The 12,752-nt window shown below is 76.1% G+C and carries 7 protein-coding genes; 4 read left to right on the top strand and 3 right to left on the bottom strand.

All coding sequences use genetic code 11. The annotated features are described in order from the left end of the window. The first annotated feature begins 272 nt into the window (after nt 1-272). Nucleotides 273-836, top strand: coding sequence for a sigma-70 family RNA polymerase sigma factor (locus tag EF918_RS24035; protein WP_125650352.1), 564 nt, complete (start codon nt 273-275; stop codon nt 834-836). Between the two features lie 52 nt (nt 837-888). On the opposite strand, the gene EF918_RS39135 is transcribed toward EF918_RS24035, so the two are convergent. Further along, nucleotides 889-1,611 carry a DUF4232 domain-containing protein gene (locus EF918_RS39135; protein WP_125650350.1) on the bottom strand — a complete coding sequence of 241 codons (723 nt, stop codon included), beginning with the start codon at nt 1,609-1,611 and terminating at the stop codon, nt 889-891. A 470-nt stretch (nt 1,612-2,081) separates the two neighbouring features. On the opposite strand from EF918_RS39135, the gene EF918_RS24025 reads away from it, so the two are divergent. Further along, nucleotides 2,082-3,365, top strand: coding sequence for an ABC transporter substrate-binding protein (locus tag EF918_RS24025; protein ID WP_125650354.1), 1,284 nt, complete (start codon nt 2,082-2,084; stop codon nt 3,363-3,365). 137 nt (nt 3,366-3,502) lie between these two features. On the opposite strand, the gene EF918_RS24020 is transcribed toward EF918_RS24025, so the two are convergent. Then, nucleotides 3,503-4,699 (bottom strand): cytochrome P450, encoded by a 1,197-nt coding sequence (locus EF918_RS24020; protein WP_125650348.1) that lies wholly within the window; start codon nt 4,697-4,699, stop codon nt 3,503-3,505. Between the two features lie 179 nt (nt 4,700-4,878). On the opposite strand from EF918_RS24020, the gene EF918_RS24010 reads away from it, so the two are divergent. Continuing rightward, entirely contained in the window at nt 4,879-6,258 is a 1,380-nt protein-coding gene (locus EF918_RS24010) for a MinD/ParA family protein (RefSeq protein ID WP_260610579.1), read from the top strand. Nucleotides 6,259-6,343: 85 nt separating this feature from the next. Here the strand turns inward: EF918_RS24010 and EF918_RS24005 are convergent, their stop codons facing one another. After that, the gene (locus EF918_RS24005; protein WP_125650343.1) at nt 6,344-9,679 is read right to left on the bottom strand and encodes a hypothetical protein; all 3,336 of its coding nucleotides are present in this window, start codon (nt 9,677-9,679) and stop codon (nt 6,344-6,346) included. A gap of 1,912 nt (nt 9,680-11,591) precedes the next feature. Between EF918_RS24005 and EF918_RS24000 the strand changes: the two genes are divergently transcribed. Further along, nucleotides 11,592-12,752, top strand: a 1,161-nt coding sequence (locus EF918_RS24000; RefSeq protein ID WP_125650341.1) for a type VII secretion system-associated protein, incomplete at its 3' end; no start/stop codon positions are given.

The following is a 12,752-nucleotide window of genomic DNA, read 5'->3' as shown; positions in this document are numbered from 1 at the left end:
GAACGGGCGGGGAGGGAGCGGCCGCGGCGGCGGGCCGCGGCGGCCAGGCCGATCACGAGGATCAGGGCGCCGGAGCCGCCCGCCGTGGCCAGGGCGAGCCGGCGCGGTGCCGGGTCGCCCTGGCCACGGCGGCCCGGCCGGGGGCGTGAACCGGTCGCCGACGGCCCGTCACGCACCCGCCACAGCGCCCGGCAAGGGGCCGTGCCGGAGCATTGGCGCGGCGTTGGCGGGACGTTGGTGCGGTGATGGCGGGCGCCGCGAGGCTGCGGAACATGACTCAGCAGCACACGCGGGCCAAGGGCTCGCTCCCCGCGGAGACCGTCCAGGAGCTGTACCGGCTGCACGGGCCCACGCTGCTCCGGTCGCTGCTCAAGGTGACCCGGGGCGACCTGGGACGGGCGGAGGACATCCTGCAGGAGACCCTGACGCGCGCCTGGCAGCACCCCGAGGCGATCGGGCCGAACCTCAGGGAGTGCCGGCCCTGGCTGTTCACGGTGGCCCGGCGCATCGCCATCGACCACCACCGGCGCGTGGCGGCGCGCCCGGTGGAGATATCGGGCGAGCACCCCGAGGAGGCCACCGCCGTGCCGCTGCCCGCGCCGGACCCGTACGAGGAGGTGCTCGGCTCCTACGACATGACCCGCGCCCTGGCGGAGCTCAAGCCGCACCACCGTGCGGTGGTGGTCGAACTCCACCTGCGGGGGCGGTCGTTGGCGCAGGCCGCCGAGACGCTGGGCATCCCGGTGGGCACGGTGAAGTCCCGCAACTTCGTCGCCATCCGCGCCCTGCGCCCCATCCTGGAATCCCGCGGCCACGCCCTGGACACCGCGGCCTGACGGCCGGGCGGCCCGACGACTCCGCCGCCCGACGACTCAGCGGCCTGACGGCTCAGTGGCCGAAGCGGTCGAAGCGGTCGAAGCGGTCGAAGCGCACCTGCGGTCCGCAGACGGTGAACACGCCCGGCGAGCCGTCGGTGTCGGTCACACCCACCGTGCGGCCCTCGTCGTTGGGCAGGGCGATCTCGACCCGGGAGGCGGAGACCGGGCAGGCGTCCCGGCCCGAGGCGCCCCCTTCGGGGGTGACGTCCGTGTAGGACACGGACGCCTGCGCCGTGGCACCCGCCCGGACGTCCACGGTGTCGGTGCCGCTGCCGGTGGTGTCGGCCACGACGGGAGCGGCCCTGCCCCGGTCGTCCCGGGCCGTCAGGACCACGGCGCCGACCATGGTGCAGGTGGTGCCGGAGGTGTTGGTGAGCTGGACGACGGCGGTGGCCGGCTGCTGCGGGCCGGCGTGGTGGGCGGAGGCGACGAACACCAGCCGGGTGTTGGCCGTCGTACACGCCCGCGCGGCCCCGATCGCCACCGCGCCCGGCCCTTCCGCCGCTGCCGGGGGCCGGTCCTGCGCCGCCGACTCGGCCGAGGGGGCACCGGAGGGGCCAGGGACACCGGACAGGTCAGCGCCGCCGGAGAGCTCGGAGAGGCGGGAGGGGCCGGAGCCGCCGGAGGCCGTAGCGGAACCGGAAGCGGTGCCGGCGTGGCCGCATCCGGACAGGGCCAGACCCGCCAGCAGGACGGCGGCGGCGGACGTGAGCGGACGGACGGGGACGGGCATGGACACTCCGGTTCGACGTGGGGGGGGGCGGGGTGCTGCGGCACGTACGTCGTGCACCGCAGCGCTCGGCGGCACACGGACGTCCGTGCCGCCGACCGCACACCACCGGTAACGAGCGCCCCGCCTCCAAGGGTTCACAAGAATCCCGGGGGACGACCTCGACACCAGCCGTCCGACCTGCGGAAACGGACGAATACCCGCGCACCGGTCAGCACCCCGAGGCACTGAACCGGCGCACGCCGCGGGCACGTATAAACGTGCGGGGGGTGCCTTGTGCCGACCGGACCACGACCGCCGGGCGGCGGGGCGGGCACGCCCCGCACAGGGCCCACGGGCCGTCCTCCTGCCGCGGCCCCCGCCGCGGGGGCGGGCGCACGGGCCTCGTCCACTGTGGCTCGTACGGGAGGAACACCTTGTCCGGAACCGGATTCCGAAGACTGACCGCCGCGGCGGCCGCGGCCGCCGCGCTCATGCTGCTCACCACTGCCTGCACCGGCCAGGGCGCCTCCACCGCCTCGGACGACCCGACGGCCGATGTCACGCTGAACTTCTGGCACGGCTGGTCGGCGCCCGGGGAGGTCAAGGCGATCGAGGACAACGTCGCCCGGTTCCGGGCGGCGCACCCCCACATCAAGGTCAAGGTCACCGGCAACATGACCGACGACAAGATCAAGCAGGCCCTGCGGGCGGGCGGTGACAAGGCCCCCGATGTGATCTCGTCGTTCTCCACGGACAGCGTCGGCTCGTTCTGCAACTCCGGGGCCCTGGTGGACCTCGACCCGTTCCTGACGAAGTCGGGGATCGACAAGGCCAAGGTCTTCCCCAAGACGCTGCTGGACTACACCCGGTTCAACGGCAACCAGTGCACCCTGCCGCTGCTGAGCGACGCGTACGGGCTCTACTACAACAAGGACGCCTACCGGGCGGCCGGCATCACGGAGCCGCCGAAGACCTGGAGCCAGTTCGCCGAGGTGGCGCAGAAGCTCACCAAGGCGAGCGGGGACTCGTACGAGCAGCTCGGTTTCATGCCGACCTTCCACGGCTACGAGACCACCCCGATGCACTACCTCGCCCAGTGGGGCCCGGTGGCGTACTTCGACACCGCCGGGAAGTCGACGGTCGCTCAAGAACCAGCCGTGGCACAGATGTTCACGTACCAGAAGGACCTGGTGGCCAAGCTCGGCGGCTACGAGAAGCTGGACAGGTTCCGCGCGACCTTCGGCGACGAGTGGAGCGCCGAGCACCCGTTCCACCAGGGCAAGGTCGCGATGCAGCTCGACGGCGAGTGGCGGCTGGCGATGGCCAAGGAGGCCGGGGTCGGCTTCGAGATCGGCACCGCGCCGCTGCCCGTGCCGGACGACCAGGTGGCCGAGTACGGCAAGGGCTACCTGTCGGGCACCGTCACGGGCATCGCCCGCGGCAGCAAGAAGCAGAACGCCGCCTGGGAGCTGGTCAAGTACATGACCACCGACACGGACGCCGTGGTGGCCTTCGCCAACGCCCTCCACAACGTGCCCTCCACCCTGGCCGCGCTCAACTCCCCCGCGCTCCAGGTCGAGCCGGGTTTCCGGACCTTCATCGACATCGCCGCCCACCCGCGCTCCAGCAGCACCCCGGCCCAGGCCGACGGCGGCGCCTACCAGCTCACGCTCCAGGACTTCGGCTACCGCCACGAGCAGGGCACCGAGGAACTGACCGCCGGACTGCGCAAGGCGGCGGCCCAGATCGACACGGACGTCGCCAAGGCACGATGAGCGAAGCCCCGGCTCCGGCTCCGGCCCCGGGCTTGGGCCGGAGCCGGTGTCAGTGCCGGAGCCGGTGCCGGAGCCGGAGCCGGTGTCCGTGTGGGTGTCGGTGTCGGGGGGCTCGGCTCGGCGTGGGGCGGGCGGCTTCAGGGAGTCCCGTACTCGACCTCCAGGACCCGCGGCCCCCAGAACAACTTGGTCGGTCCAGCCTCGAAGCGACTGATCCGCAGACCGGGGCCGCAGCGCCGGAGCAGCTCGCGGAACGCGATGCGCACCTCCAGCCGGCTCAGGGCCGCCCCCGTGCACAGGGTGGCGCCCTCCCCGAACCCGGTGTGGGTGGCGCTGTTGGTCCGCCGCAGGTCGAACCGGTCGGGGTCGGGGAACTGCCGTCCGTCCCGGTTGGCCGCGCCGCGCAGCAGGACGACGGTGGCCCCGGCGGGTATCCGTACGCCGTGCAGCGTGAGGTCCTCGGTGGTCTGGCGGGTGTTGTACTGGGTGGTGCTGTAGTAGCGCAGGACCTCGTCGGGGAGGTTGTGCAGCAATTCCGGTTCCTTGCACAGGGCCTCGGCCTGCTCCGGGTTCTCGGCCAGGGCGCGCCAGGCGTTGCTGACGAGGTTGGTGACGTTCTCGAAGCCGGCCACCAGCAAGGTGAAGCACAGCGAGATGAGTTCCGGTCCGCTGAGCCGCCCGCCGTCCTCGTCCTCCGCGGCCCGGACGAGATCGCTGACCAGCCCCGGGGGCAGGTCCCGGCCGGCCCGCAGGGCGCGGCGCCGCTCGCCGACGAGCGCGGTGAAGTAGCCGACGAAGGAACCGGCCCCGTCCACGGCCGCCCGGACCTGGCCGGGGTCGGGCAGCGGGTCCACAATCGGCAGCACCTTGCGCGTCCAGTCCAGGAACGGCTCCCGGTCGCCGGGGTCGATACCGAGCAGTTCACAGATGACCTGGAAGGGCAGCGGGTAACCGAGGGTCCCGATGAGATCGAACCGACCCCCGGAGGGCGCGAGTTCCGCCTCGTCGAGCAACTGCCCGCAGATCTCCTCGATCCGGGGGACGAGCGCCTCGACCCGCGAGCGGACGAACGTACGCGTCACCAGCCGCTTGAGCCGGCCGTGCGTCGGCTCGTCCACGCCGAACAGGTTGTCCCCGAGGATCTCCTGGAGGCCGGTGCCGCGGTACTCCTCGAAGAGGCCGCTGAGCGAGGTGCCCCGGATCATCCGCCGCTGATCCCGGCCGAGGGCCGACACGTCGGCGTAGCGGGAGAGGAAGTACAGGCCCAGGTCGGGGTGGAAGTGCACCGGGCTGTGGTCGCGGAGCTGCTGGTAGGCCGGGTACGGATCGTCCATCGCCCCGGGGAGGAAGGGGTTGAACGCCGCCGGACCGGACGTCGTAGGTCCGGACGTCGTAGGTCCGGACGTCGTCGGGCTGAACGCCGCCGGGCCGGGCGTCGTGGGTGGAGTCGAGGTCATACCTCTTACCACGGGGCGCGCCGTGCCCTGACGAAGGAGGACGTGCCGTGGCGGTCATGGTGGGCAGGATGGACGACGCGGAGGGCCGTTGGTCCTGGGAAGACGCCCCCGACTACACCACGCCACCACCGACGCCGAACCAGGACCCGTGGCCCCCGAACCTGGCCGCGGGGGCCCTGGACCCGACCTCGGGGGCACCGGACCTGGCCCGGGGCGCACCGGAGCTGGCCCCGGGGGCACCGGACCTGGCCCCGGGCGCACCGGAGCTGGCCCCGGGCGCACCGGAGCTGGCCTTGGCGCCTGCCCCGGCGGCCGGGGCCCTTGATTCGGCCGAGGCGGCCGGGACGGCCGGGGCGTCACCCGTGTCCTCGGCATCGGCGGCGCCGGCCTCCGCGTCGGCGCCGGGACGGGCCTCCGGCCCGGAGCCCGACGCGGCGCCCCTGGCCGTGCCCGCTGCGGCAGCGGCACCGACACCGGCTGCGGCTACGGCTACGGCTACGGCTACGGCTGCCACGGCCGCGGCCATCGAGCTGGGCCGGGCCGCCGACACCGAGCTCTCCTCGGAGCGCCTCCTGCGCCGCCCCAGCGGCGCACGCCGCCTCCTGGGCGGCCTCTCGGCCCGACGCGCGGCCGGCCGCACCAACGAGGCCCAGGCGGAGGCGATCCGTACGCCGGTACGCCGCTGCCACCGGATCGCCGTGATCAGCCTCAAGGGCGGGGTCAGCAAGACCACGACCACCATGGTGCTGGGCTCGATCCTGGCCGCGGAGCGCTCCGACCGCGTCCTCGCGCTCGACGCCAACCCCGACTCGGGCACCCTGGGCCGCCGCCTCACCCGGCAGACCAGGGCCACCATCCGCGACTTCGTCACGGCGCTGCCCGACGTCCGTACGTACATGGACATCCGGCGCTTCACCTCGCAGTCCACGAGCGGGCTGGAGGTCCTCGCCAACGACTCCGACCCGGCGGTCTCCCGGCTGTTCGACGACGAGGACTACCGGCGGGTGATGGGCGTCCTGAGCGGCCAGTACCCGATCGTGCTCACCGACTCGGGCACCGGGCTTCTCTACAGCGCCATGCGCGGTGTCCTGGACCTGGCGGACCAGCTCGTGGTCGTGGCCACCGCGAGCGTGGACGGCGCCACCAGCGCGAGCATGACCATCGACTGGCTGGAGGCGCACGGCTACCGGGACCTGGTGCGGCGCTCGGTGACGGTGATCTCGCGGGTGCGCGAGTCCGGACGGCTGGTGCGCGAGGCCGACATGATCGACCACTTCGGCGCACGCTGCCGCGGCGTGGTGGTGATCCCCTTCGACGCGCACCTGGCCCAGGGCGCCGAGGTCGACCTCGCGCAGGTGGGCAGGCCGACGCGGGCGGCGTACTACGAGCTCGCGGCGCTGGTCGGGCAGGGGTTCGCCGACCCGGCGGCGGGCTGACGAGGCGTACGTACGCAGCGCAGAGCGGGGCCCCGTGGATGCCACGGGGCCCCGCTCTCTGCCACGGCGACGACCGACCGACCTGCTACGCCTCAGACCCCGGTTCCGGCTCCGGCTCCGGCGCGATGTGGAAGCGCTCCGGCCGGGACAGCGGCCTGCGCTCGTGCGGGGCGACGGCGTCACGGCGTTCGAACCAGGCGAGCAGCCGTTCCCGGGCCTGGCGGTTGCGTTCGACGGCGGCCTCCTCCCGCTCGGCCGAGACGACCTCCCGGAGGAGTACGCGCGGCACACCCGCGCCCTCGGCGGAGGTGAGCACCTCCACGACGGTGAACCGGGTACCGGGCGGGAACACCACCTCGGGCTCGGCGGCCGGCTCCCCGAAGGCGGAGGTGCGGCGGCCGGTGGTGGACCAGATCCCGAACTCGATGCCGGCTCCGGCGCCGTCGTCTGCGCCGTCGCCGGCGCCGAAGGCCACGTCGTGGGAGCGGACGGCGGCGATGGCGGCGGGTTCCTCCAGGGTGGTGCCGAGCCGGTAGCGCAGCAGCGTGCCCGTGTCGCCGGGCGCCCGGAGGAGGACGGCGCCGTGGTGGCTGGGGAGCCGCCGCAGACCGGTGCCCAGGCAACGCAGGAGCGGGCCCAGCGGGCCTTCGTGCGCGGCACGGGCGGCGGCGGCGAGGGCGGCCCGGTCGGCGGGCTCGGGCCGGTCGCTCTGGTGCACCTGGATGGCGACGAGTTCGGGCTTGAGGTCGTCGCCCCGGTGGGAGCGGAGGCCCGGCAGCTTGGAGGTGAGCAGTTCGGTGCGGCTGGCGAGGAGGTGGTAGTCGCCCCCCAGCAGCGCCTTGACGGCATCACGGTCACCGGCGGTGGCCACGCCGCTCCCCGGCCCGCCGCCACGGGGGCCCGCCGGGGCGGTGGCCCTCGGCGGGGCGACGCCGACGGCCCCGGCCGGAGGCGTTGCGGCCCGCGCCGCGGCCGGTCCGGGCGTTGCGGCCCGCGCCGAGCCGCCCGCAGCCGAGCCCTCAGCGGCCGGGCCACCGGCTCCGGCCGACCCGTCCGCCACGGCCGGGGCCGGGCCCGCGCCCACTTCGGTGCGCTGCGGGCGCGCCGGCCCGGGCGGCGGGGCCACGACCGAGGTGTCGCCCGGGGCCGACGCGGGACCTGGCTGCGGCGCCGCCGCGAGCGGTGCGTCGGGCGCCACCGAGCCGGTCGCGGCAGCGGTGACCGACGCCGAGGACTCCGAAGGCGACCCCGAGGCAGGAGCGGGGTCCTGCGCCGAAGGCGTGGCCGGGGACGCCGGGAGCGGGGGTTCCCCCGGGCCGAGCACGGGGGCGCCCGGGAGGTCCGTGGAAGCCCCGGAGGCCGGGACCGAGCCCGGGTCCAGGGTCGACGGCGGTGCCGTGAACAGCGGCTCGGCGGGGCTCGGGACGGGGGCACCCGGGACCGGCATGGAAGCCCCCGGGGCCGGAGTCGAGCCCGGGGACGGGGTTTCGCCCCCGGCAGGGGCCGGGCTCCGGTGGGACGGTACGGGGGTCGGCGACGCGTCAGCCGCCGGCACCCGTGCGGCGGCGGCCGGGGCCGGGTCGGCCGAGGCCGTCCGTACGGCGGTGGCCGGGGACGGGAACACGGCAGGCGTCACGTCCGGGACGGAGGCTGTGGCCGGCGCCGGGGACCCGGCCGGGACGGAGGCTGTCGCCGGAGCCGGGGACGCGGCCGGGACGGGGGATGCGGTCACCGCCGGCGACGGCAACGGCCGCGCCGGCTCCGGGGCCAGTACGCGGACGCCCAGGTCGGCGGAGTGTCCCTCCGCCCGCAGCCAGAGCCCCGCCGGAACGGCCTCCAGCACCCAGCCGTCGACGGCGTGGAACACCGCGGGCCCCACCGGGCGCAGCCGTGGCAGCAGTTGCCACGCCGCCGGGACGACCCGGCCCCGTTCGGCGGAAGCCAACAGCTCGGTGAGGACCGGGGACCACGTCGGAACGCCCTGGTCGTCCAGGTGCCGGGTGCCGCGGTCGCCCTCGTGGCCGGGGTCACCGTGCACGGGCAGGCCGACCGCCAGCCGGACGTCGTGGCCGAGGTCCGCGGAGAGGGCCGCGGCCAGGCCGGTGAGCGCGGCCGGTTCCGCCCAAGGGGCGCTGACGAGCAGGCTCTCGGGACCGGCCCCGAGGTCGCGTACCGCCGCGGCGACCTGCCGCGGGGCCAGGCACGGCCGGGCGGGGGTCCCGACGAGCACCAGAGTGCCGCCCGGCGGCACCGCCGCGGCCCGCACGGCGGCCTCGGGCACCCGACCGGCCCCGTCCCCGAGGACCACGACGCGGCCTTCAGGAGGCCGGGGGGCCGCGAAGGCGGGTGCGGCGCCGGCAGCGGGCACCCGCAGCTCCGGCCCGACTGCCGCCTGCGGCCGCCCCCCGGCCAGTACGGCCTCCAGCCCGCCGGAACCAGCCGCGCCTACACCGGCATCCGCACCGGCGAGGGCCACGGCATCCGCACGGACAGCGGCATCCGCACCCGCGATGGCCACGGCATCTGCACGGCCAGCGGCATCCGCACCGGCGCGGGGACCGGCGCCGGCTCCGCCATCCGCGCCGACATCCGCACCGGCAGCGGCATCCGCACCACCGCAGGGACCGGTGCCGGCACCGGCATCGGCAGCGCCGTCCGCCCCACCGGCGAGCGCCGCCTCAGCCTCGTCCTCGCCTTCGCCCCAGCCCTGGGCACCGCGCTCGACCCCGGCCCCGGGCCCGACCTCGGCGTTGGCCTCACCCCCGGGCCCAGGCCCGGCCCCGGCCCCAGGCCCGTCCTCGGCCCCGGGCTCCGGCTCCTCCCGGTGGCGTCCCCCGGAGCCCGCCACCGAGGGGGACGCCGGTGCCGGCAGGGACGCGGATGCCGGTAGGGACTCGGGTGCCGGCAAAGACGCCGCTCCCGGCAGAGAGCCCACTGCCGGCAGGGAGGCCGGTGCCGGCAGGGAGGCCGGTGCCGGCACAGACGCCGGCGGCCAGTCCGGCCCCAGTTCGTGCAGTTCGCCCGAGGGTTCGGCCGCCCACCATGCGCCCGGTTCGCCGGTCGGTGAGGTGACGACCAGCCCGCTCTCCGGTTCGATCGACACCACTCCGTCGGGGGCCACCACGGTCATCCCGGCCGTGGCCGCGACACGTACCACGGGGCGCGGCGTACGGGCCGCGGCGAGGCCCGAGGCGGCCAGCACCAGCCGCGTGGCGCCCCGCTGCCCGGCGGTCAGGGTGAGGGCGGTGAGCGAGGCGCGCAGCACCGCGGCGGCGTCCGGCGCGGCGGCCAGGACGAGGAGGCTGTCGGGGAGTTCGGGCAGCAGCCCGACGGCGTCGGAGAGCGCGGCGGGGACCCCCGGCGGGGCGATCACCAGGTGCGGCCCTACGGCCTGCAGCTCGGCCGGGGTGTGCGTCGTCATGGGGATGTCCTTCTCGGATGACCGCGCGGCCGTCGTCCGGGGACGGCTGATACCGCCCCCTCCAGTGGCAACGGCCGAGGGGCCCCCGACGGTTCAGCAGATCCGCGGTGACCGGCCGTCTCTCCCCCCGTCGCGTCAGGACTGCCCGGCCGCCGCCGCGTGCGCAGCGCTTCCGCGGGTTCGAGACCCAGGAGTCGGCGGCCATCCTCGGTGAGGGAGGCGGAGAGGGTCCGGACCTCGTCGAGCACGCGCAGTGGCCGGCGGCGGCCCTCCCCGAGCCGCGCAACGAGCGCATCCCGCAACGGCCGCGCGTCCGGAGCACTGGAGAGGGTGGTGTCGGCGCACAGGACGTGGGCCCGCAGGCCCGGCGGCACAGCTGCACCGGCACAGGGCGAGCGCCAAGGGGCAGGGTTCGCCCGTGGCACGGGCACAGGCCGCCCCCTCCCAGGCGGTACGGCATGCAACCGGTGGCCGCCCCAGGGTCTCCGGCACGGCGCCAGACGGATCTCGGCCGTGCCGAGGCTGAGCATGTCCCCTCGGCCGTGGCAGTGGTGACGTCCCGTTCGACCGACGGCAGGCCGTCCGCGGGCCGGCCGCGGAGCCGAGCGCGTGGCAGGGCACCCCCTGAGGCGGGGGTGACGGGCTTCGCCCTGCCGCCCTTGGCGGCGGGCGCCCGCGCGCGGAGGCAGCGCGGCGATGACACGTGCCCGGCGGGAGCCCGCCGGGACGGAGCGGGCCACGGTGGACAGGCAGGCACTGGCGAAGCTCTCCCGGCTGCACGCCCCGTACTTACTGCGCTCGCTGCTGCGGACGACCTGCGGCGAGCGCGGCCCGACGCAGGGGGCCTCGATCGAGGAGGTTTCGTCTCCGCATGCCCCCACGCTCGCGAGCTGAGGGGCGAGGGCGCGCACGACCCAGGCCGGCTGCTCTCGCCGGCCCGGCGGATCGCCGTACACGCCGTGGGTGGCGGGCCGGCCTGCCCGCCACCCACGGCCATGCACGGACCCTGCGGCCGGTCCCCGACGCGCCCGCGCACAAGTCGGCAGCCACCGGCTGAAAAATCGGCTCCCGGCCATGTGAACCCATCGGGCACCGGGGCGCGTTCCTGTGAGTGGGGCACCGGTCACCGAGTGGACGCGGTCGGCCGGAGCCCGCAGAGACCGGCCTGGGCGGAGTCCCCCCTTCCCACGCGCCGGAGCACCGCCGTCGGTCGTCCCCCGTCTCCGGCGCCGGTGCCGGCCCGGGCCCGTTCTCCCCGAACGGCCCGGGCCCTCGTCCTTGCCGCGCGCCGGGCCCGGAGCGTGAACCGCCGGGGGGCGGCTCACGCTCCTGGCGCCTCCGCCCCGCTTCCCGGCTCCGGGGCGTCCCCGGTTCAGCGGAAGGTGTCGAACAGCTCGTCGCGCGCGACGGCCAGGGCGCTTCCCCAGGCCCCCGCAGGACGGGGCGTTCCGGGTCCCGCCCGTCACGAGCGGGGGCCGGCAGGCGGACAGCACCGCCAGGTCGGCCGCCACCAGTGCGCGCGGGCGGCTCGCCGCTCACGGTCGTCAACCCGCTGCACGGAAGGCCCAGTTCGTGGTCGAGACGACCAGGTCCCCTGACCGACCGGTGGCGAGGCTCCGGCACAGCGGTGAACGGAGCCCGCCCGGCGCGGCGTTCCACCGGGCGCTCGGCTCCGGCGGCCCGGTCGGCTGCACCTCGCCTTCGACCTCGGGGCTTCGGCAGCCGCCCGGACAGCCCAAGCGGCCCGGACTGAACGTCGCGGGCGCCCTGGGCCGTTGCCAGCGCTCCGCCTCCGCCTCCGCCTCCGCCCCGACCACAGGGCTCCCGCAGCCGCCCCCGTGGCGCGGATGAACCTCCCAGGCGCCTCGGGCCGTTGCCAGGAGTGGACGGACGAACGACCTGGAGGACCGCCATGCCTGCTGCCCGCGAGCACGCCCCCGAACCGGCCGCCGAGGAGCACCGCGCGGCCGGCGCGGTGCCGCCCGCCACGGCAGCCGTGGGTCCCGCGACGGCCTCGTCGGGTCCGGCCACGACGGGCGGGGCCACCGCGGTGGCCGCAGCCGCCGGGTCTCCGGCCCCCGCCCCGACCGCGGACGTCGCCGCGCTGACGATCGACGACATCGACCCGGACTCGCTGCCGGTGGGCGCGCACGCGGTCCCGGAGTTCGTCCGGCTGGCGGCCAAGGCCTCGCCCGGCGAGTGGATCGGTGTCATCGACCCCACGTGGCGCGGCGGCACCGCGCCGCCGCGCTGGGCGCTGGTCGGCGAGTGGCGGGCGGACGCGGAGGGCGAGGTCGCCGAGTTCCGGGAGAACGAGGAGTACCGCCCCTCCCCCATGGCCAACGGCTGGCCGGAGCCGACCGATCCGGTGGACGAGGCCGTCCAGCTCTCCGCCACCGGTTACGGCCCTCCGGGCGATGTGCACAAGGCGCTCTCCGCCGGCCCGATGGCCATCGCCCTGGACGAGGACAACGCCATCGACGTGGTGCTCCTGCCGGACGACGAGGAGAGCCCGGCGGTGATGGTCTTCTCCTCGGACGCGCAGATCACCGCCGCGGGCGGGCCCAGGTACGGCGTGATCACCGCCGACCAGCTGGTCGAGGTGCTGCCCCCCACCCACAAGATCCTCGTCAACCGGGCCGCGGTGGTGGCCATGCGCATCGAACCCGAAGACCTCCGCGCGGCCGTCGCGGAGGCGACGGCGGAAGCGGCCGAGGCGACCGAAGCCGCCGACGACCCGACCGACATGGCCGCAACGGCCGCAGCCAACCCCACGGCGGCCGAACGCACCGCGGCCGAACGTACCGCGGCCGAGCCCGCCGCGAGCGTGCCCGCCGAGCCCGGTTCCCCCGGCACGGGCGACGTGCCGGGGGAACGGGGCCCCGCCGTCACCCCCGACTCCGCGGCCTCGTCGACGGCCCGGCCCCCGCTCCCGTCGGACACCGTCGAGCCGGCGTCCACCAGGACGGCCGAGGCTCTGGAGGCGCACACCGACGCGGAGCCGGACGGCCGCCCCGCCCAGGCCGCCGGGGCCCCGGCCCCGGCCGATGCCGACGGAGCCGGGGCCCCGGAC

This window comes from Streptomyces sp. WAC06614, assembly GCF_003949795.1.
GTDB lineage: Bacteria > Actinomycetota > Actinomycetes > Streptomycetales > Streptomycetaceae > Streptomyces.
Note: the sequence above shows the minus strand (reverse complement) of the source record. Positions and strands in the feature narration are given on the sequence as shown.

Excerpts from the sequence above, each read along its gene's own strand:
- EF918_RS24010 (WP_260610579.1), top strand. The coding sequence starts at position 4,879 with ATGGTGGGCAGGATGGACGACGCGGAGGGCCGTTGGTCCTGGGAAGAC.
- EF918_RS24035 (WP_125650352.1), top strand. The coding sequence starts at position 273 with ATGACTCAGCAGCACACGCGGGCCAAGGGCTCGCTCCCCGCGGAGACC.
- EF918_RS24020 (WP_125650348.1), bottom strand. The coding sequence starts at position 4,699 with ATGGACGATCCGTACCCGGCCTACCAGCAGCTCCGCGACCACAGCCCG.
- EF918_RS24005 (WP_125650343.1), bottom strand. The coding sequence starts at position 9,679 with ATGACGACGCACACCCCGGCCGAGCTGCAGGCCGTAGGGCCGCACCTG.
- EF918_RS39135 (WP_125650350.1), bottom strand. The coding sequence starts at position 1,611 with ATGCCCGTCCCCGTCCGTCCGCTCACGTCCGCCGCCGCCGTCCTGCTG.
- EF918_RS24025 (WP_125650354.1), top strand. The coding sequence starts at position 2,082 with ATGCTGCTCACCACTGCCTGCACCGGCCAGGGCGCCTCCACCGCCTCG.